This window comes from Lacinutrix sp. MedPE-SW (genome assembly GCF_001874145.1).
Taxonomy (GTDB): Bacteria; Bacteroidota; Bacteroidia; order Flavobacteriales; family Flavobacteriaceae; genus Lacinutrix.
Window position 1 is genome coordinate 32,523 of record NZ_MPCX01000016.1, and the last position, 20,491, is coordinate 53,013.

18 protein-coding genes and 1 other RNA gene are annotated in these 20,491 nt (G+C 29.9%); 7 read left to right on the forward strand and 12 right to left on the reverse strand.

Going from position 1 to position 20,491, the window contains the following annotated elements; all coding sequences use genetic code 11:
- Window positions 1–40: 40 nt before the first annotated feature.
- A complete protein-coding gene (gene glyA / locus BM549_RS13165) occupies window positions 41–1,315 on the forward strand; it encodes a serine hydroxymethyltransferase (protein WP_290470687.1) in 1,275 nt (424 codons plus the stop codon).
- A 72-nt stretch (window positions 1,316–1,387) separates the two neighbouring features.
- On the opposite strand, the gene BM549_RS13170 is transcribed toward glyA, so the two are convergent.
- The 3 genes from BM549_RS13170 to BM549_RS13180 form a co-directional block, all read right to left on the reverse strand.
- The gene (locus BM549_RS13170; protein ID WP_290470688.1) at window positions 1,388–2,956 is read right to left on the reverse strand and encodes a hypothetical protein; all 1,569 of its coding nucleotides are present in this window, start codon (window positions 2,954–2,956) and stop codon (window positions 1,388–1,390) included.
- 68 nt (window positions 2,957–3,024) lie between these two features.
- On the reverse strand, window positions 3,025–3,414 hold the full coding sequence (locus tag BM549_RS13175; RefSeq protein ID WP_290470689.1) for a thioesterase family protein: 390 nt from the start codon (window positions 3,412–3,414) through the stop codon (window positions 3,025–3,027).
- A 1-nt stretch (window position 3,415) separates the two neighbouring features.
- Window positions 3,416–4,444 (reverse strand): glutaminyl-peptide cyclotransferase, encoded by a 1,029-nt coding sequence (locus tag BM549_RS13180; RefSeq protein WP_290470690.1) that lies wholly within the window; start codon window positions 4,442–4,444, stop codon window positions 3,416–3,418.
- A gap of 87 nt (window positions 4,445–4,531) precedes the next feature.
- Between BM549_RS13180 and ffs the strand changes: the two genes are divergently transcribed.
- The 3 genes from ffs to fsa all read left to right on the forward strand — a co-directional run bounded on the left by ffs (window position 4,532) and on the right by fsa (window position 6,280).
- Window positions 4,532–4,630, forward strand: an RNA gene (gene ffs / locus BM549_RS13185) — signal recognition particle sRNA small type.
- Window positions 4,631–4,736: 106 nt separating this feature from the next.
- Window positions 4,737–5,537, forward strand: coding sequence for an SDR family oxidoreductase (locus BM549_RS13190; protein WP_290470691.1), 801 nt, complete (start codon window positions 4,737–4,739; stop codon window positions 5,535–5,537).
- 89 nt (window positions 5,538–5,626) lie between these two features.
- Window positions 5,627–6,280, forward strand: a complete 654-nt coding sequence (fsa, locus tag BM549_RS13195; protein WP_290470692.1) for a fructose-6-phosphate aldolase — start codon at window positions 5,627–5,629, stop codon at window positions 6,278–6,280.
- Between the two features lie 68 nt (window positions 6,281–6,348).
- On the opposite strand, the gene BM549_RS13200 is transcribed toward fsa, so the two are convergent.
- Window positions 6,349–7,773, reverse strand: coding sequence for a redoxin domain-containing protein (locus tag BM549_RS13200; RefSeq protein ID WP_290470693.1), 1,425 nt, complete (start codon window positions 7,771–7,773; stop codon window positions 6,349–6,351).
- Window positions 7,774–7,997: 224 nt separating this feature from the next.
- Between BM549_RS13200 and BM549_RS13205 the strand changes: the two genes are divergently transcribed.
- Complete coding sequence (locus BM549_RS13205; protein WP_290470694.1) at window positions 7,998–9,623, forward strand: ABC-F family ATP-binding cassette domain-containing protein; 1,626 nt, start codon at window positions 7,998–8,000, stop codon at window positions 9,621–9,623.
- Window positions 9,624–9,693: 70 nt separating this feature from the next.
- On the opposite strand, the gene BM549_RS13210 is transcribed toward BM549_RS13205, so the two are convergent.
- The 3 genes from BM549_RS13210 to pheT all read right to left on the reverse strand — a co-directional run bounded on the left by BM549_RS13210 (window position 9,694) and on the right by pheT (window position 13,433).
- Window positions 9,694–9,933: a DUF2007 domain-containing protein gene (locus BM549_RS13210; RefSeq protein ID WP_290470695.1), complete on the reverse strand. Its 240-nt coding sequence runs from the start codon at window positions 9,931–9,933 to the stop codon at window positions 9,694–9,696.
- Between the two features lie 205 nt (window positions 9,934–10,138).
- Window positions 10,139–10,987, reverse strand: a complete 849-nt coding sequence (locus tag BM549_RS13215; RefSeq protein ID WP_290470696.1) for a phosphatase PAP2 family protein — start codon at window positions 10,985–10,987, stop codon at window positions 10,139–10,141.
- A gap of 19 nt (window positions 10,988–11,006) precedes the next feature.
- Window positions 11,007–13,433: a phenylalanine--tRNA ligase subunit beta gene (gene pheT / locus BM549_RS13220; RefSeq protein WP_290470697.1), complete on the reverse strand. Its 2,427-nt coding sequence runs from the start codon at window positions 13,431–13,433 to the stop codon at window positions 11,007–11,009.
- Between the two features lie 189 nt (window positions 13,434–13,622).
- Between pheT and BM549_RS13225 the strand changes: the two genes are divergently transcribed.
- On the forward strand, window positions 13,623–13,952 hold the full coding sequence (locus BM549_RS13225; protein WP_290470698.1) for a hypothetical protein: 330 nt from the start codon (window positions 13,623–13,625) through the stop codon (window positions 13,950–13,952).
- 122 nt (window positions 13,953–14,074) lie between these two features.
- A complete protein-coding gene (locus BM549_RS13230; protein WP_290470699.1) occupies window positions 14,075–15,286 on the forward strand; it encodes a TlpA disulfide reductase family protein in 1,212 nt (403 codons plus the stop codon).
- Between the two features lie 58 nt (window positions 15,287–15,344).
- On the opposite strand, the gene BM549_RS13235 is transcribed toward BM549_RS13230, so the two are convergent.
- The 5 genes from BM549_RS13235 to BM549_RS13255 all read right to left on the reverse strand — a co-directional run bounded on the left by BM549_RS13235 (window position 15,345) and on the right by BM549_RS13255 (window position 20,283).
- The gene (locus BM549_RS13235; RefSeq protein ID WP_290470700.1) at window positions 15,345–16,448 is read right to left on the reverse strand and encodes an ankyrin repeat domain-containing protein; all 1,104 of its coding nucleotides are present in this window, start codon (window positions 16,446–16,448) and stop codon (window positions 15,345–15,347) included.
- 374 nt (window positions 16,449–16,822) lie between these two features.
- Window positions 16,823–17,029: a hypothetical protein gene (locus BM549_RS13240; protein ID WP_290470701.1), complete on the reverse strand. Its 207-nt coding sequence runs from the start codon at window positions 17,027–17,029 to the stop codon at window positions 16,823–16,825.
- 502 nt (window positions 17,030–17,531) lie between these two features.
- Window positions 17,532–18,095 (reverse strand): helix-turn-helix domain-containing protein, encoded by a 564-nt coding sequence (locus BM549_RS13245; RefSeq protein ID WP_290470702.1) that lies wholly within the window; start codon window positions 18,093–18,095, stop codon window positions 17,532–17,534.
- Window positions 18,096–18,383: 288 nt separating this feature from the next.
- Complete coding sequence (locus BM549_RS13250; protein ID WP_290470703.1) at window positions 18,384–19,547, reverse strand: PQQ-dependent sugar dehydrogenase; 1,164 nt, start codon at window positions 19,545–19,547, stop codon at window positions 18,384–18,386.
- Window positions 19,548–19,779: 232 nt separating this feature from the next.
- Window positions 19,780–20,283 (reverse strand): hypothetical protein, encoded by a 504-nt coding sequence (locus BM549_RS13255; protein WP_115839513.1) that lies wholly within the window; start codon window positions 20,281–20,283, stop codon window positions 19,780–19,782.
- Window positions 20,284–20,491: the final 208 nt, after the last annotated feature.

Here is a 20,491-nt window from a genome sequence, read left to right on the forward strand (position 1 = left end):
TTTTTAGTATTTTAGCGGCAATCTAAAAAAAGACATATTTATGCAACGTGATGAACAAATATTTGAGTTAATTCAAGCTGAAAAAGAACGCCAGTTACACGGCTTAGAATTAATCGCATCAGAAAACTTTGTAAGTGACCAAGTTATGGAAGCTGCAGGTTCTGTTTTAACCAATAAATATGCCGAAGGTTACCCAGGAAAACGTTATTATGGCGGATGTGAAGTAGTAGATGAGGTAGAGCAAATAGCAATAGATCGTGCCAAAGCATTATTTGGAGCAGAATATGCAAACGTACAACCACACTCTGGTAGCCAGGCAAATACAGCAGTTTACCATGCCTGTTTAAAACCAGGAGATAAAATTTTAGGTTTCGATTTATCTCACGGTGGACATTTAACTCATGGATCGCCAGTAAATTTTTCTGGTAAATTATATAACCCAGTTTTTTATGGTGTAGATAAAGAAACTGGTGTTTTAAATTATGATAAAATTGAAGAAATAGCAAAGCGTGAAAAACCACAATTAATAATTGCCGGAGCTTCTGCTTATTCTCGTGATATAGATTTTGAACGTTTTCGTAAAATTGCAGATAGCGTTGATGCTCTTTTATTAGCCGATGTTTCTCACCCAGCCGGTTTAATAGCAAAAGGTATTTTAAACGATCCTATTCCGCATTGTCATATTGTAACAACTACAACACATAAAACTTTACGTGGACCTCGTGGTGGAATGATTTTAATGGGTAAAGATTTTGAAAACCCATTTGGTATAAAACTTAAAAACGGAAACTTACGTAAAATGTCGTCGTTATTAGATTCTGGTGTTTTTCCAGGAAATCAAGGTGGACCATTAGAACATATTATTGCAGCAAAAGCAATTGCTTTTGGAGAAGCTTTAACAGATGAGTTTATGCATTATATGTTACAAGTAAAACGAAATGCTAAAGCTATGGCTGAAGCTTTTGTTGCTAAAGATTATAATATTATTTCTGGTGGTACAGATAACCACATGATGCTTATTGATTTAAGAAATAAAAACATTACAGGTAAAGATGCAGAACAAGCACTTGTAAAAGCAGATATTACAGTTAATAAAAACATGGTTCCTTTTGATGATAAATCACCATTTGTAACGTCTGGAATTAGAGTAGGTACAGCTGCAATTACAACTCGTGGTTTAAGAGAAAGTGAAATGGCTACTATTGTAGATTTAATTGATGAGGTTATTACTAATTATGAAGATGAAGATAAATTAGATGCTATTGCTGTTAGAGTAAATGCAATGATGAGTGATTTACCGTTATTCTCTGCATAGTTTTATTATTATATTATTTACATAAAAAAAGCCTGCAATTTGCAGGCTTTTTTTATAAGATGTTTTAATTTTTTATTCGAAAACAGTATGTTGGTATGCACCAGCATCTGGAGCACTTGTTCTGTTAACTCCTAATATATCATTTGGTACTTGTGAAGCAAAAGATGAAGCACCTATACCATTGGCATTAGAATTGTCTCCAATAATTAATTTATTTAGGCTTGTGTTTTTAAAATCTGGTTCTTGATTAAATATATTGTTCTCGTAATTTACGGTGTTTTCAAAATTGTAATTATCTCCAGTAAATTCATTTAAGTTATCACTAAAACGCAATAAGCTATTGGTGAATTTAAAATTGAATATAACTGAATCGTCTTCAATTTCATCTAATATAAATTCAGGATTATCATTACCATATATTATACAGTTGTTAAAATTAGCTTGGGTTAAATTGGTTATAGTAACTGCACCTTCAGTTTCTAAAAAGTTGTTAACTAATAAGGCAGGAAATTGCCTAAAACTATTATTCCAATAATTAGCAATTGTACTATGCGTAAAATTATATTTTCCTCCAAAAGTTAAAGCAACAGAAGATTGACCTGCGTTATTAACCACAAGGTTTTCTGCAGTTATAGATGTATTTCTTGCTAAAATACCATAATTACCAAAGTTGTATAATTGAGAATTTGTTATTGTCAATTTATCATTAACAGCTTCTGGATTTGCATCAACTAACAAACCAACAGTTCCGTTTTTAATAGTAGCATAATTAATGGTATTATTTATACTGTTTTCAAAAAGCCAAATGGTTCCCCATTGTCCAGGTACGTTTTCAAAATTAGGCTCTAAACGATCACTTTCAAAAATGACTTCGTTTTCTAATAATTCTGCATCTGTACTTAATGCACCATTTACATTTAGTGTCGCATTTTCTGAAACTATTAAACCAGAATCTGCATGAAAATGAATTCTCGCTCCTGCATTAACTGTTAAGGTTTCTCCATTTGGTACGGCAGCGTAACCGTAAATTACATATGGTTTTTCGTTTGTAAACGTTAATTCATCAGGCATAAGTTCTCGACCTTGAATTTCGGTTTCAAATTGTTCTCCATTAACATCAAAAGTTAGTGTTTCTATAATACCTGTTGCATCATCACGTTCTGGAAATATAAAAACAGCGTCTTTTACTAACGTTACTAAGTCAACATCTTGGTAATTACTTCCTGTATCAAATTCAATTTTGTCTGTATATAAAATTTCGTTATTAAAAAACGGATCGTTATTTGGGTTGTCTGTATTAAAAGTAGTTTCAATAAATATAAATAAACTGTCTTTTGCTTGAATTTCTACATTATTAAAAGATTTACCAGCAACACCATCTACATTTAACCTGAAACCAGAGTTTTCACCTCTATTTAGTTTTACAGTTGGAATGCTAATATCATCATCACTACGGTTATAAACTTTAAGGTTGTAAGTGCTTGAGCCTATATTGGCAAAAATAGTGTCAAGGTAAACCGTGTCTTTAGAAAACTCTAAATTGCCAGTACTAGGAGCAAAGTCAAAATCTTTACGGCAAGCGTTAGATAGAATTAAAAGTGCGATACAAAAAATAAAATATGTTATGCGTTTTATAGCCATGAGATAATTAACTTTAAGGGACTAAAATATAACTTTTGAAAAACTATTTTAGTATTAATATTCTTTTATTAAGTAAATAAATCTGCAATTTCTTGAGTTATACGTGTTGGTTTTTTTGATGACGCACTCATAAAACACCAATTGGTTGTAGATTTTGCTAATAAAGTATTGTTCTTTTTGTTAAAAATTTCTACAATTCTAGTTGATTTTACACCTTTAGCTTCTGTAACATACGTTTTAATTAAAAGTGTTTCATTTAAAAGTGCAGATGCTTTATAGTCTATAGTATGTGATAGTAGTACCCAAAAATAGTTTTTTAAAATAGTAGTAGAAGCGTTTTTATGCCAATGTGCTTTTGCAATATCATTAACCCATTGTACATAGCGTACGTTATTAACGTGCTGCAATTCATCTATATCATTTTCTGCAACTACTATTGTTTCGCTATAAACCTGCATGTTATTTTTCAATAATTCTCACTTCAAATAATTTGTCCCAGCGTTTTCCTGTAACAAATATAGTTTGTGTTTCTGGGTTGTAAGCAATACCATTAAGTACATCTAAACCTTTATGTTGTTTTACTTCTTTTTTTAAAGGAGAAAAATCTATTACAGCTTCAGTTGCACCATTTTTTGGGTTTATAATCGCAACACCATTACGTTGGTATATGTTAGCATAAATTTTTCCGTTAATCCATTCAAGTTCGTTAAGTTTACCAATTTTTCCTTTATTAGTATAGACTTGAATATTACTTTCTTCAACAAGATTTTCAGGATTTAACAGCCAAATTTTTTCGGTTCCATCACTTTTATAAAGCATTTTGCCATCATTACAAATTCCCCAACCTTCTTTGCTTTCACCAAATTTAAAAGTACTTGTGCGTTTAAACGTATCAAGATTGTATACAAAGCCTTTGCCGCTTAACCATGTTAATTGGTATATTTTATTATTTAATATGGTTAAACCTTCACCAAAATATTGATCGCCAAGATTTATATTTTTAAGTACTTCTCCAGTTTTATAATTTACTTTACGTAATTTACTCTCTCCTTTTTGTCCAGTACTTTCATATAATTCGCCGTTAAAAAATTCTAATCCTTGAGTATAAGATGTAATATCATGAGGATAGGTGTTTACAATCTCGTAACTATAAACTTTTGGAGATGCATTATTTACAATAGCGATGTTTTTGGTAGCAATTTCTGTTTCTCCATCAAAATTAATAGAGGCAGTAATAGTTTGAGATCCTAATTTAAAACCGCTTAAAAGTACAGATTTATCTACTGTTTTACCATCTATTTCATAGGTAACAGATTCTATTTCAATATTTTTAGGGTTAGCAATAGATAATTCTAGTGTTTCATTTAATGCTATTGTATTATTTGTTGCATTTGTTGTGATGTTAAAGTTTTTTTCTTGTTTAGAATCACCGCAACTAATAAGAGTTATTGCTAAAATTATGATTGTAAGGTAATTATGTAGTTTCATTTTTAGTAATTAATTTTAAGCAAGATATTTATTAAAATTCAGTATAAAAAATCATTGTGATAAAATTAAAACATTGTATATTTGCCGCGGCAAGTCCTACACAACCAGCTCCTGTTGAATCCTCCAGGTCGGGAACGAAGCAAAGGTAAGCGGTCGTAGCGGTGTGATGTAGGTAGCTTGCCTTTTTTTGTACACTAAACTCAAATCTTGAAAGCTTTTGCGAATCAGGATTTTTTTGTTTATTGTATTCTTTTCAATATAAAACTCATAATATTTAAACACTAAATTATATATGTCTAAAGTCGTTTTAATAACAGGAGGATCTTCAGGAATAGGAAAATCTATTGGTGAGTATTTAACTCAAAACGGTTATACTGTTTATGGTACAAGCCGAAGTGCAGAAAAGTATGTAAATCATCCTTTTAAAATTATTGCTTTAGATGTTAAAAATGTAGACTCAATAAAAAAAGCTGTAGCTCAAGTGGTTTTAGCTGAAGGAAAAATAGATGTGTTAATTAATAATGCAGGTGTTGGTATTACAGGTCCAATTGAAGAAATTCCAGCAGAAGAAATACAACATAATTTTGATACAAATTTTTTTGGTCCTATTAATGTAATAAAAGCTGTTTTACCAGAAATGAGAAAGCATAATAGCGGACTAATAATTAATATAACATCAATTGCTGGCTTTATGGGCTTACCTTATAGAGGAATTTATAGTGCAAGTAAAGGAGCTTTAGAGCTTTTAACCGAAGCCTTTAGAATAGAATTAAAAGACTTTAATATTAATATGGCAAATATTGCGCCTGGAGATTTTGCAACTAATATTGCCGCAGGACGTTATCATGCGCCATTAAAAGATACATCGCCATATAAAAAGTATGGTAGTGTTTTAAATGATATAGATGAGCATGTAGATAATAGTAGCGATCCTATTGCTGTAGCAAAACAAGTTTTAAAGGTGATTGAAACCAAAAAACCTAAAATACATTACAAGGTTGGCGCATTTATGCAGAAGTTTTCTATTGTTTTAAAATTTATTCTTCCAGATAGCGTTTATGAAAAGATGTTAATTAACCACTATAAATTATAGTTTTTTATTAATTAATATCATTTTCTATTTAAAAATAGTAAGAAGTTGTAACTTCGCGCTATTATTACAAACACAACTAAATATTTAATATGAAATTTTTTATAGACACAGCAAATCTTGCTCAAATTAAAGAAGCCGAAGATTTAGGAATTTTAGATGGAGTAACTACAAACCCATCACTAATGGCTAAAGAAGGTATTACTGGTACAGATAATATTTTAAAACATTATGTAGACATTTGTAACTTAGTGTCTGGTGATGTAAGTGCCGAGGTAATCTCTACAGATTTTGAAGGTATGGTTAGGGAAGGAGAAGCTTTAGCAGAATTACATGAGCAAATTGTAATTAAATTACCAATGATTAAAGATGGCGTTAAAGCATGTAAATATTTTAGCGATAAAGGAATTAAAACTAACGTAACTTTAGTGTTTTCTCCAGGTCAAGCTTTATTAGCAGCAAAAGCAGGAGCAACGTATGTATCTCCTTTTATTGGTCGTTTAGACGATATCTCTACAGATGGTTTAAATCTTATTGCAGAAATTAGACATATTTTCGATAATTATGCTTTTGAAACTCAAATTCTTGCAGCATCTGTACGTCACACAATGCATGTTATTGATTGTGCTAAATTAGGAGCCGATGTTATGACTGGTCCATTAAGTTCTATTGAAGGATTACTTAAACATCCATTAACAGATATTGGTTTAGCTAAATTTTTAGAAGATTATAAAAAAGGAAATTAATTTTCTTTTCATTTACAAAAAAAGCCTCAACTGCATGTTGAGGCTTTTTTTGTATTTAATTTAAGTAACTAATGATTTATAACTTCAAGTAACTCTTGTTCAAACTGTATTGTAAATATATTTGCTTTAGGGTTTACAATCTCACTTTTCTTATTAACTATATAAACGTTATTAATTGGTTTTATAGATAAAGAATCTATAGCGTTAGATGGTGACTTAAGTCTATACTCATTATGAATTCTCAAATCAAAGTGATTTAAAACCTTCTTTTGGTTAGCATAAGATATAGAATCTATATTTATAGCAATATATTCAACTTCTGGATATTTAGCGTTTAATTCTTTAATACGTTTATGTGACGTTGTAATATGGTTTTTATTAGTTTTAGTCCAAAAATATATTACAGTTGGTTTTTTTATTAAGCTTATTAAGTCAAGCTCTTTGTCACTTGTATTTAAAAGCGTGATGTTAGGTATTTTATTACCAGGTTTTAAACGTTGATAAGATCGTACAACATTTTGTGCTCTTGTAATTTGCTTTTTGTTAGAGCTTTTTTCTATAAACGAATTTAAAATACTACAATATTCTTCAGTTTTATGAGAGTTGTTTATAAAACGCATTGTAGCAGAATATAATAATCTATTTTTTATAGATTTATTTTTTACCTTTTCATCTATAATTCTAAGTTTATCTAAATTATACTCTAAAGACAGTTCATTGTAATTTGTATCGCTACTATGTTTAAAATGTTCTTCTAATGCTAAAGTGTTAAAGTGAAAACGTAAAAACGAAGTATATGCAGGATAATCTTTTAAAATATCATCATTATAATTAATATCATCTCTGTAGCTGTAAAAGTCTTCAGGTAAAATTTCTAGCATATGTTTTTCAGACTTGCTGTAGTTTGCAATAGGATAAACTTCTTTAGATGAGTAGTATTTATAATTAATATTACCTTCAACAAGTTTATCAAACAGCGCAGTTGTTTTATACTTTGCTTTAAATCGCTCTAGTTTTTTTAATTTATCGTCACGTAAAGCATTTAATCTTTGCTCAAAAGCCTCTGGCATGAGTTGACTAAGTGCTAATGTGTTTTTTTCATCCTCTTCATTAAGTAAAAATAATTCCATTAAAAAATTATTTTCTTTAGCACCAATACCAGAATAAACTAAAGATTCGTCAAAATCATAAGTATTTAATCTTAAAAGTAAACTGTCATTAGGTTGAATAAGTACAGTTTGTAACTCTTTGCCATCAAAAAATTGGTATAATCCAGACTTTACGTTTTTAATCTTATAAGCAAAACGGTTTTTCTCATCTAATCTAATAGTATCAATTACTTTTCTAGATTTAGATAAAACAATGTAGCTAGAATAAGGGTTAACTATTTTACCACCAAAAAAAGCCGACGTGCTTTCGGGTTTTTTATCATTTTCACACGAAGTAAAAATAGAAGTAAAGAAGCATAGTATGTAGAGTAATCTAAAATTCATTTAATATAATTCCAAAAATTGCAATCAAACAAAAGTATGTTTTGAATTATTGCAAAGGTGTTAAGGCGTTGTTAAATTGATAGAAACTTAAGTTAAACTCACAATTATAAGAATTTTTTTATAGTTATAAGGCATTTGTTTTACGAAACCAAAGATATTAATTACTTTTGCAGCCTTAAACTTTATAGCAATTTGCATAAGGTTAAATTAATAAATAGTAAGTCATGTTATCAGTTTCAAATCTTTCAGTTCAATTTGGAAAACGCGTTCTTTTCGACGAGGTAAGTACAGTTTTTAATAACGGTAATTGCTACGGTATTATTGGAGCTAATGGTGCCGGAAAATCTACATTTTTAAAAATTATTTCGGGACAACAAGAACCTACATCTGGCCATGTGCATTTAGAACCAGGTAAACGTATGTCTGTTCTAACGCAAGACCATAATAAGCATGATGAAGATACCGTTTTAGATACAGTATTACAAGGTAACAAACCACTTTATAAGCTTAAAGCAGAAATTGATGCTTTATATGCAGATTATACAGATGAAAATGCCGAGAAAATTGGAGAGCTTCAAGTGCAATTTGAAGAAATGAATGGGTGGAATGCAGATAGTGATGCTGCAGCAATGCTATCAAATCTAGGTATAAAAGAAGAGTTACATTATACTGTAATGGGTGATCTTGATGGTAAACAAAAGGTACGTGTTTTATTAGCACAAGCACTATTTGGAAATCCAGATGTTCTTATTATGGATGAGCCTACCAACGATTTAGATTACGAAACAATCGCTTGGTTAGAAAACTTTTTAGCGAATTACGATAATTGTGTTATTGTAGTCTCTCACGACAGGCACTTTTTAGATGCTGTTTGTACACATATTAGTGATATTGACTTCGGAAAAATTAACCATTTCTCAGGAAATTATACGTTTTGGTATGAGTCTTCTCAATTAGCAGCAAGACAACATGCACAACAAAACAAAAAAGCTGAAGAAAAGAAAAAAGAACTTGAAGAGTTTATTCGTCGTTTTTCTGCCAATGTAGCCAAAAGTAAACAGGCAACAAGTAGAAAAAAGATGATTGAAAAACTTAATATTGAAGATATTAAACGTACTAGTCGTCGTTATCCTGCCATTATTTTTGAACGTGATAGAGAAGCTGGAGATCAAATATTAAATGTTGAAGGTCTTACTGCCTCTTTAGATGGTGATATTTTATTTAAGGATATAGATTTAAACCTTGCTAAAGGTGATAAGGTTGTTGTGTTTTCTAGAGACTCTAGAGCCACAACAGCATTTTACGAAATTTTAAATGGTAAAGCTGAAGCAGATTCTGGTAAATTTGCTTGGGGAGTGACAACTACACAATCATATCTACCATTAGATAATAGTGAGTTTTTTGATAACGATTTAACTTTAATAGATTGGTTACGCCAATGGGCTCAAACTGAAGAAGAGCGTGAAGAAGTTAATATTAGAGGCTTTTTAGGTAAAATGATTTTTAGTGGAGAAGAAGCGTTTAAAAAATCTTCTGTATTATCTGGAGGAGAAAAAGTACGTTGTATGCTATCTAGAATGATGATGACAAGAGCAAATGTTTTACAATTAGATGAACCTACAAACCACTTGGATTTAGAAAGTATTACAGCTTTTAATAATTCGCTTAAAAACTTTAAAGGCACGGTTTTATTTACAACTCATGATCATGAATTTGCACAAACAGTTGCAAATAGAGTAGTAGAGCTTACTCCAAATGGTGTTATAGATAGATATACTACTTTCGATGAGTATATGCAAGATGCTAGCGTAAAAGAATTACGTGAAAAAATGTATACCGTTAAAGCATAATAGAAACTATTGTTTATAGTACAAAAAAAGCCTCAAAAATTATTTTTGAGGCTTTTTATATTTTAGTTGTTTAATTATTAGCTTCCATTTCGCCTCTTACAGCTTCTACAATTCTAACAGCCTTGTCTAACTCGCTTTCGTGAACATAAACTTCTGGTTGCCCTGGTAACGTTGTACCAAATCCTGCTAAACGTCCAGATTCAGTTTCGTCTTTTATTATGGGATTAATACCTATATCTTGTAGACGTTGTCTTATTAATTGAACAATAATTGTGTTGCCTGTATATATTTTTACATAGTTTGAATCCATAATCTTTAATTTTAAATCAATTATAAGTTACGAATTTTTCACCGCCATTGGTTATAAAACTTACGTTAAAATGTGTTAAATATAAAAACATATAAATTAACATGTTTTAAATGAGTTGTTTATGCGGTTGTTTATTGGAGCGTTACATTTGTTTTTATAAAAATAAAGCTATGGTATTGTAGAATAAAAATAATTGAGATTAAGCTTAAAAAGTACCAATTAAACCAATTTGATTTCCTGTAAAACTAATATTCCAAGAGATATTGTTTTTCTTTTTATTAGGGTAATCGTAAGCATTAGAGTTAAATAAAAATTTATCAATACTATCAACCACAACAATACTTAATACAGCACCAACGCCAACATCTGTAAGCCAATGCGCACCAACAAATAATCTTGAGATAGGAGCAATAGAGCCTAAAGCGTAAACGCCAACTTTAGACCAAGTATTTTCAAACTGTTTAGCTATAGAGTGTGCCATTGTTACAGACAATACAGTATGTCCAGACGGAAAAGAGTGGTGAGAAGGTTTGTGAGACCAAAATTGAAACTCATTACTTTTTAAACCATTTCCAGGTCTTGCTCTACCAAATACTGTTTTACTTAAACTTTGTATAACTCCTGTTGTGAATGATGATGAAATAATAAGAACACTTGTTTTTCTAATTTTTTCATTTTTGGTAAAAAGTCCATAGCCATATAATCCCGCGTTTGCAATAAAATATACTTGTGGGCTTCCAAAGCGTGTTCCAACTTCTTGAAATAATTTTGGTGGTTTCTGTCTAGTAAAATAAGCACTAGTTTCATCGTCTACAGTTGCTAAAGCTAGCGTACTTACTACAACAGTACCTAATGTTTTAAAATCTTTTTTATCCCAACTTAGCGGTCTTAAAAAAGCATGCTTAGCACTTAGTACAGCATTTTTTCCATCTTCAATAAAAAGTCTACCAATTGAAGTAGAGTCCTTTTTTTTCTCTGTTTTGTTTTGCGCATTTACGGTAATAGAGAAACATACTATTATAATATAAATAGCGCACTTAGTAAACTGCATCATAATTAAATAATTATAAAAACTACCTTAGTTCTGCTCCTAGTTTGTTTTCAAAATTAGATTGTAATTTGCTCATTATTTTGTCTATTACTTTATCTGTTAAGGTTTTATTTTCATCTAAAAAAGTAAAACTCACAGCGTAACTTTTTTTACCATTAGGTAGGTTTTTACCTTGATAAACATCAAACAAATTAACTTTTTTTAATAATTTTTTTTCTGTTTGTCTAGCAATAGTATTTATATCATCAAAAGTTACATTATTATCTAATAATAGTGCAAAATCTCTTCTAACTTCTGGGTATTTAGGTATTGGTGTAAATTTTATTTTATTACGTTTAGCAACTTCAATTATATTATCCCAATTAAAATTAGCAAATAAAACTTCTTGAGAGATATCAAAATGTTTTGCAATTTTAGATTTTACTATTCCAAAGTCTACTAATACTGTTTTGCCTTGGCTGTATTGTATACCTTCAGAAAATAAATCGCTTTTTACAGTAGTTGCACGATATCTAGAAATACCTAAACGGTCTAAAATACTTTCTACTGTGCCTTTAAGGTAAAAGAAAGAGCTTCTTTCACTTGCAGAAAACCAATTTTCTTCGGTTTTATTTCCTGTGATTAATAGTGTTAAGTGTTTTGGCTCTTCACGATTGCCATTATAATTATGGTATGTTTTACCAAATTCGAAAAACTTAATATTATTTTGTCTTCGGTTTATGTTATATGAAATAGCTTCTAATCCAGAAAATAATAATGACTGTCTTAAAACAGATAAGTCTTTACTTAAGGGATTAAGCATTGTAACATTATGCTCTTCTTTTAATTGCTCGCTTAAAGAAATATAATTAGGGTTTGTTAACGAATTAGCCATAATTTCGTAAAAACCTTGAGATACTAATTGGTTTCCTATTACATTTTGAAGCTTATAATCTTCAAATTTTGAAGCATTAGATATTGATGCATTTAATTTTGTTGTAGTTACAATATTATTATAACCATAAACACGTAGTATTTCTTCTATTACATCTGCTTCTCGTTGCACATCATTTCTAAATGCTGGAATGGTTAAGCCTAAACCAGTTTCGGTAACATTATTAACTTTAATTTCTAAAGATGATAAAATGCTTTTTATGGTTTCTTTAGGTATTTCTTGACCTATTAATTTTGTTACTTTATCAAAAGTTAAATGTACTTGAAAGTCTTCAATTTTATTTGGGTAAGCATCAGATACATCACTAGTAATTTCTCCTCCAGCAATATCTTGAATTAATAATGCTGCGCGTTTTAACGCATATTCTGTAATGTTTGGGTCTATACCTCTTTCAAATCTAAAAGATGCATCTGTATTTAGAGCGTGACGTTTTGCTGTTTTTCTAACACTTACAGGATTAAAAAAAGCGCTTTCTAAAAAAATGTTAGTAGTGCCTTGTGTTACTCCAGAATCTAATCCGCCAAAAACACCTGCAATACAAAGTGGTTTTTCTGTATCACAAATCATTAAATCATCTTCGTGTAATTCGCGCTCAATACCATCTAAAGTGGTAAATTTTGTTCCTTTCTCTAGTGTTTTAACTTCAATTTTATTACCTGAAATTTTATTAGCATCAAAGGCGTGGAGTGGTTGGCCTAACTCGTGCAAAACGTAGTTAGTGATATCTACAATATTATTTATTGGTGATAAACCTATAGCTTTTAAACGGTGTTTAATCCAATCTGGTGACTCTGCTACTTTTACACCAGAAATGGTTACGCCGCAATAACGTGGTGCTAACTCTTTGTTAGCAACATCAACATCTATTTTTAAAATTCTACTGTCTACATGAAAAGAACTTACAGATGGTGTTATTAACTCTAAATTAATGTCTTTATGTTGTAAACCAGCTTTTAGGTCTCTAGCAACACCAAAATGGCTCATGGCATCTGCACGATTTGGTGTTAAACCAATTTCAAAAACATAATCGTTTTCAATTTTAAACAAATCTGCACAAGGCGTTCCAACAACGGTATCTTCTGCTAATACCATAATACCGTCATGTGATGTTCCTAAGCCTAATTCATCTTCAGCACAAATCATACCATGACTTTCTTCACCTCTTATTTTGCCTTTTTTAATAGTCCATGCTTCTCCTTCATTTGTATATAAAGTTGTACCAATAGTAGCAACGGGTACTTTTTGTCCAGCAGCAACATTTGGTGCTCCACAAACTATTTGTACAGGATCTCCTGTACCAATATTCACAGTGGTAACCTTTAATTTATCGGCGTTTGTATGTTGTTCGCAAGTTAAAACTTCGCCAACTACAACTCCTTGTAATCCACCTTTTATACTCTGGTAAGTGTCTAAGCCTTCAACTTCAAGACCTAAATCTGTAAGCAATTCACTTGTTTGTTCTGTAGGCCAATCTATTTTTAAAAACTGTTTAATCCAGTTGTAAGAAATCTTCATTTTAACATAATTAGAAACCGCAAATATAGTAATACTTAAGTGTACTTTAAATTTTAGAAAAGGCTTTTATGTTATAAATTACAGTATAATTTGTGTGACAGTGTTAAATATTGTAGATAAAACGTCTAAATGGTTAAATAAATCGTAAATTAATTAAATATTAACAACTAATTTAAAAACATAGTAGTCATGAAAAAAAATAAATTAATAATGTTACTTGTAATAGGTTTACTATTTGCAGGAACACAGTTTGTTGTCGCTCAAGAAGATAAAAAGAAAGTAGAAACGGTAGAAACGGAAATTGAAATGGATGATGAAGATACCATGGAAATAGAAACTAAAAAAGAGGTTGAAATTAAACCCATTAAAGAGAAACAAGTTGATACTAAAATAGAAGTACAGCCAAACAGAGTTAATGGTGAAGGAACTAACAAAAAAGAAATTGAAATTATTGAAGAAGAAGATTTAGAAGATGATGATGATAAACCAGTATTAAAAGGTAAGTTGGTGGACGAATAATTTATTATGCTTAACCAATAAGAAAAGTGTTACCTATGTAATGCTTTTTTTTTGTGCAATAAAATTGCTTTTTTTTGTTAGTATTTTGTTGTTTCTTCGAATAATATTTAAACACTTTACAAATGCGACAATCATTAATACTTTTAGCTTTCATCATTATTTTTTCGTGTGAAGAAAAATCTTCACAAGAATTTTTGTCTAATGGAGACTATAGAGCTGAATTACAGGTGAGCAATACAGATGTTCTTCCGTTTACATTTAAAGTAAAAGATGCAAATAATTTAACCGTTTTTAACGCTGAAGAGGAAATTGAGGTAGATGAAATAGAATACAGAAACGATTCTGTTTTTATAAAAATGCCTGTATTTGAAGCGCTTTTAGCAGCTAAAATTGAAGATGAAACGCTAAACGGAAATTTTATTGTTGAAGGTAAAAATAGAGTCGTACCATTTACAGCTAAAAAAAGTAAATCAAGATTTGATGTTGATGCTAAAGCTGAAGCCAATATTTCTGGAAACTGGGAAACTGTATTTAGTCCAGAGACTGCTGCAGATCGCTACGTAGCAAAAGGTATTTTTAAGCAAGACGGTAATGTTGTTACAGGTACTTTTAGAACAGAAACCGGAGATTATCGATTTTTAGAAGGTGTTATTACAGGAAACGATTTAAAACTATCTGCTTTTGATGGTGCTCATGCATTTTTGTTTACAGGAAAAGTTACAGATTCTACAATAAAAGGTACGTTTTTCTCTGGAAACCATTGGAAAGAACCATTTGTAGCAAAAAGAAACGAGAACTATGAATTAGCAAATGCAGACGATTTAACTTATTTAAATGAAGGTTATGATAGTTTAGCATTTTCGTTTCCAGATGCTAATGGGAATATGGTTTCTTTAAGCGACGAGCAATTTAAAAATAAGGTGGTATTGGTTCAAATTATGGGTACTTGGTGTCCTAATTGCTTAGATGAAAGTAAATACTACGCTCAATTTTATAAAGACAATAAAGATAAAGGTTTAGAGATTGTAGCTTTGGCATTTGAGTATGCTAAAACCGAGGCTAAAGCTTTCGCAGGAATACAACGCTTACAAGATAGAATAGATATTACATATCCAGTTTTATTAGCGCAAACAGGAAGTACAAGTAAACAAAAGGCGCAAGAAAAATTACCAATGCTAAACCATGTATTAAGTTATCCTACAACTGTGTTTGTAGATAAAAAAGGTAAAGTAAGAAAAATTCATACAGGTTTTAATGGTCCTGCAACCGGAGAAAAATTTACAGAATTTAAAACAGAATTTACTCAATTTGTAGATACGTTGCTAAAAGAGTAAAATTTAAATTACTAAAAAACAGAATACTAAATGTGTTTTAACACACAAATAGTTGTTTTTAGTGTGATCTTATTATTTTAAGTATTTCTTTACGGGTTTTTTCGTCTAAAAAGCTATACTCTAATTTATCAAACTCGTTTGCTGGTTTTAAAATAATTTTAGAGTTAGCGCCATTATTTAACATCCACTTTAAAGTGTTAAGTGCTTGCAAATACTTCTCTTGCGGTTCGTTATTACTTACTAACCTACCAATTGAAGAAATAACATTTTGTATTGGGTAGTCTTTAAACCATTCATCCTGTTCGTTAATATCTATGCCGTGTTCTACTAGCATTTTTATTATAGGTAAGTTTAAATTATAGCACGCTTGTTTTAAGCAGCCTTTTGTTTCAATAGGATTTTTTGATAGTAAAAATTCTACTATTTCATTATTGTTTATTTGGCAAGCTCTTTCTAAAAACGAAATGTTTATATAGCCAGTTCTTGTTTCTGTATTTATATCGCCTTGATTAAAGTGATTTATAAAAGCTTCATTAAAACCTCTTTCAATTAAATGGTAATAATATCCTTTATTTGCTTCTTCTTGCGAAGGTTTTAGCCCATAAGTATGGTGCGGTTTATATATTTTAGGAAATTTTGGGTTGTTTTTATTTTCCTCAATTTCAAACTCTATTTGTTTTTCTATACCTAAATCTTTGTAAGCGTTCCATACACCACTAAACCCAACAGACGATTCTCCTATTTCTAAAACATCTAAGTTATGCGTGTAAAAACCAATACCGTGTTCATCATCCCAAGAACAGCTGCCGCAATACCCAATATATGCTTGCCCGTTTTTTTCTGGTATATCTATATATATTGAGGATATCTTAATGTGATCTTTAACATCGCATGCGGTTCTCATTACTGGTAAATGGTCTTCGTAAATTACTTTCCATTTATCATATTCAGCTAAAAAACTATTATATAAACTGCTTAAAATTTTTGTTTGATTATTAATAATAAAAGTCATGGCATTTAATTGTGCCATTTTGGGTTCTGGTTCTTCAGATAATTCATCTTCAAATTGAATATCAATTTCTTCATCTGGATTAAATTCTGACAGTAGGTAACACGTTTCCCAGTAACCATCCCAGCAATACTTTTTATTTAATAACTTCATTTTTTAATATATGAACACCCTATTTTTATATGCTTTTTTTGCATTTTAAAGTAACTAATTTAGAAAATAAATACCGAATGGCAATTTATTAAAAAACATACTATTTAATTAATTGTAATTCAAGTTGTTAGTGGTTGTGTTTTAGTGCCAATATTTTGTTAAAGCGTAAAATTGTAGTGTATAGTTGGTAAATAATATTAAATATATGTTTATAAAGTTATTATAATAGTCTGTAATAAATAAAAAAACTCAAATACTATTAACGGTTGAGGTTTTAGAAGTTGAAATTAGCCAATTTTTTATTTAGTAAGATTTAGATTGGGTTTAGTTAGTGTTTAAGCAATTAATTTTACAAGATGTTGGCAGTGGGATTTTTATTTTTCAGTTTTCTTATAAATCATAAAAGCTGAAAACAAGCCTGCTATTCCAAATAATATTAATAATATATATAAAATTTTATTTGATTTTCCGTTGTTTTCTTTTACCGAAACAGCGTTTTTAATAGCTAACATTTCTTCTTGAATTTTAATTATTTTTTCAGCAGTATTATTTAATTCTTCCAAAACTTTAATTTCTTCCAAAACTTTCGGATAAGCCATTAATGTTTTAACTATTTCAACTTTTTGGTCTTTAGAAAGTATTAATCCATTTTTCGATTGTAATTCAGATAGTAATTTATCTTTTTTATTAATTACCGATTCCTTACTATTTATTTCGTTTTCGTAATAATTTTTTTGGTTATTATATTTTATGTGCCAACTTGGGTCTAATACAGCCTCTAATTCATTAATGCGATTTTCTGAGCGATTTAATTCACTTTGAAGAATGCTAATTTCTCATTGATTGTAATTCAGAACTATACTTATAATTACAACAGCAGTTGTTGTTATCAAAGTAATAATGTTCCAATTAATTATATGTTTTTTCTTTTTTCCCATATTAATACCAACGGTTTTGGCTATGATACGTTGCGTGGTTTGAGTTACTAATTTAGCAAATAAAAAACCGAATAGAAAACCTGTTAGGATTTTTGTAAGTAGGCTTTAACTAGCAATGAATTAGATATGATTTTGTTGCAACCAACTATTTTATAAGTTTAATTATATTCGGATACAAACTTTCTGTTTTTCCTTTACTCGTTTTTATTGCAAAAGTTATTGGCAATATTATATTCAAAGCATAAAGTCCTATAAAAATATAAAAAAGAATAGGATAATAGCCATAATGCATAATTTTTGAAAATGCGAATATTGTTATACTTAAAAATGTAATAATCGACCATAGAATTTGATAATTAAGAACATTTGCTCCAATTTCTTTTAGTCCTACAATTTTATCTTTTTTGTTCATCCATAAAATAAGAGGGACAATTATGTTGCCAACAGGAATGGCTAAAAATGCTATTACAGAAAGGTGAAAAATTGTTAGATAGCTTTTATTGGTTTGTTTGCCATAGTCGAAAATATCTTCTGCATTTATGTCAAGAACCTTACAAATTAAATTCAAAGTTTTTCCACGAGGTTCACTTTCGTTGTTTTCAATCCGTTGAATTGTTCTTAGATTTACTTTAGCAGATTCAGCTAATTCCTCTTGAGAAAGTCCTTTTTGCTTTCTTATTTCTCTAATTTTTTTTCCGATTTCGTTCATAATTAATTTTGGTTTATTGTTCCCACAAAACTACTTATGAATCTATTAATTTGATAACGGTTTGTTTGCGACATTTTTACGACATTCTTGTCAATATGTTGATTTCGTTGAGTTTTCATCTAATTGGTGGCAACGGTCTAATGTGTGATTTCGTTGTGTGGTTTAAGTACTAAAGTTAGCAAATAAAAAACCGAATAGAAAACCTGTTAGGATTTTTTGTAAGTGGCAGTTAACTAACAATTAATTATATAGGGTGTTGTGTGTTCGTTATTTTTTTATGTTAATTTTTTATTCTAATATTTTCTGCTCTAACTTATAAATAAGTCCATCATAAATTCCAGTAACATAAATCTCATTATTTTTATCTACACCAAAAGTTGAAATTCCAATCTCAGTATCAAATAATAATTCATTTTCAAATGTATTAATATCTAAAGCCCATATTTTTCCTGAAATAAAATCTCCATAAATATACTTACCAATTAAATCAACATTCAAATTTCCTCTGTACACATATCCTCCAGTAATAGAACCACTATCTCCATCATGTTCATATTCAAAAACAGGAAAAATCAACCCTGATGAATCACAAGAACCAAAATAACACTCAGTCCCTTCAAAAAAACGCCATCCATAGTTTTTGCCACTTTCTATAATATCAATTTCTTCTATTTGGCTTTGACCAACATCTCCAACCCAAAGTTGTCCAGTTACAATATCAAAACTCATTCTCCATGGATTTCTAAATCCATATGCATAAATCTCGTTAAGCGCATCGTTATCATTTAAAAATGGATTATCATTAGGTATTCCATAGTTTAATCCATTTTCTGGATTATCTATATCTATACGCAAAATACTACCTGTAAACGTTTGTAAATCTTGACCATTATTTGAATTACCTCCATCACCAGAAGATATATATAAATAACCATCATCACCAAAAGCTAATTGACCTCCTTTGTGTATAATAGAAGGTTGATTGTATTCAAGTAACACAAATTCACTATTTGAATCAGCAATATTTTGATTGTTATTAGATACTTTAAATCTAGAAATCCTTGCTATATCTTCCGTATCTATAGGGTTGTAGTTGATATAAAAATAACCATTAGTTTCAAAATTAGGATGAAAAGCCAGTCCAAGTAAACCTTTTTCAACAGTTGCATCAACATTATCAGAAATTGATAGAAATGTTGAGCTAACTGAAGATTGTGTATTTTCAACTACTTTTATTACACCTGCTTTTTCTACAATAAATAATCTATCTGTTCCGTCTTGCGGACTTTGAATATCTACTGGTTGTTCAAAGGGTTGATTAGGGAAATAATTTGAAAGTACTAATTCTGTTTCTACAGGATCTGTAATTTGTTGGTCTTGAAGTTCTTCATCATTACAAGACGTTAAAATAAAAAATAATAACCCTAAAATAAATAGTAAAAAATTCTTCATAGAAAGTTGGTTTTAAGTTACTTTGATAGTGATTCATTTCACAAAAATTATACCACTATGTATTATACTAATAATGTAGCACAGTGGTTTTGTGTATGGTTAGTTACTGGTTAATATACGCAGGCTTTTTGGTTTAGCACAGACGTTAGCAATGCCGCGTGGATTCAGGCGTAGTCGAATTCGCCGTAATTGCGGTTATACGGTGTTGTAAGCAGTTTTTATTCCGCTATTGTTATTTTATAAATGCTATTCTTTCAAAATTATTATGACTGTGATTGAATTTCAGAGCTTTAAATTCAGAATCATAATAAAAGCTATGAGTTCTTTCATTTGAGCAATATCTTTTGTCAATCCAAAGCGGTTTTAGATTCAGTTCTGAATTTGCTTTTATATTATTTTCACAATATTCGAAATATACTTCTTGCAAGCTAAAACTTATTAAACATTCCTCAATTCCAAAGTTTAATTTTTTGTAATCAGTAAAGTCACTTTCCGTATATAACCAATGTTCGTTTGAATAAATTTTATCACTCTTTCTATTTACAGCTATATTCCAATTTCCAGAATTTTCCGCAATGAAATTGGTCAATTCTAATTCCGTTGAATTTTGACTTATTTCAAAATGGTCTTGATTGTTGTTTTTTTCAATTAATGCACCAAAATTCTTGACATAATTAAGTAAAATACTATTCGATTTAGAGATTAAATTCTCGTTCTCTAATCGAATAAATGGCAATCTCCACTCGTTGAAAAATAAGTTATGTAATTCGTTCAGGTTCTTTATCACGATATTTTTGTCAAATTGCTTACAACGGTTTTGTATATGATACGTTGCGTGGTTTAGTACGTAATTTAGCAAATAAAAACCAAATAGAAAATCCGCGAGGATTTTCGTAAGTAGGCTCTCACTAGCAATGGATTATATACGTTGTTGTAAGTAGTGC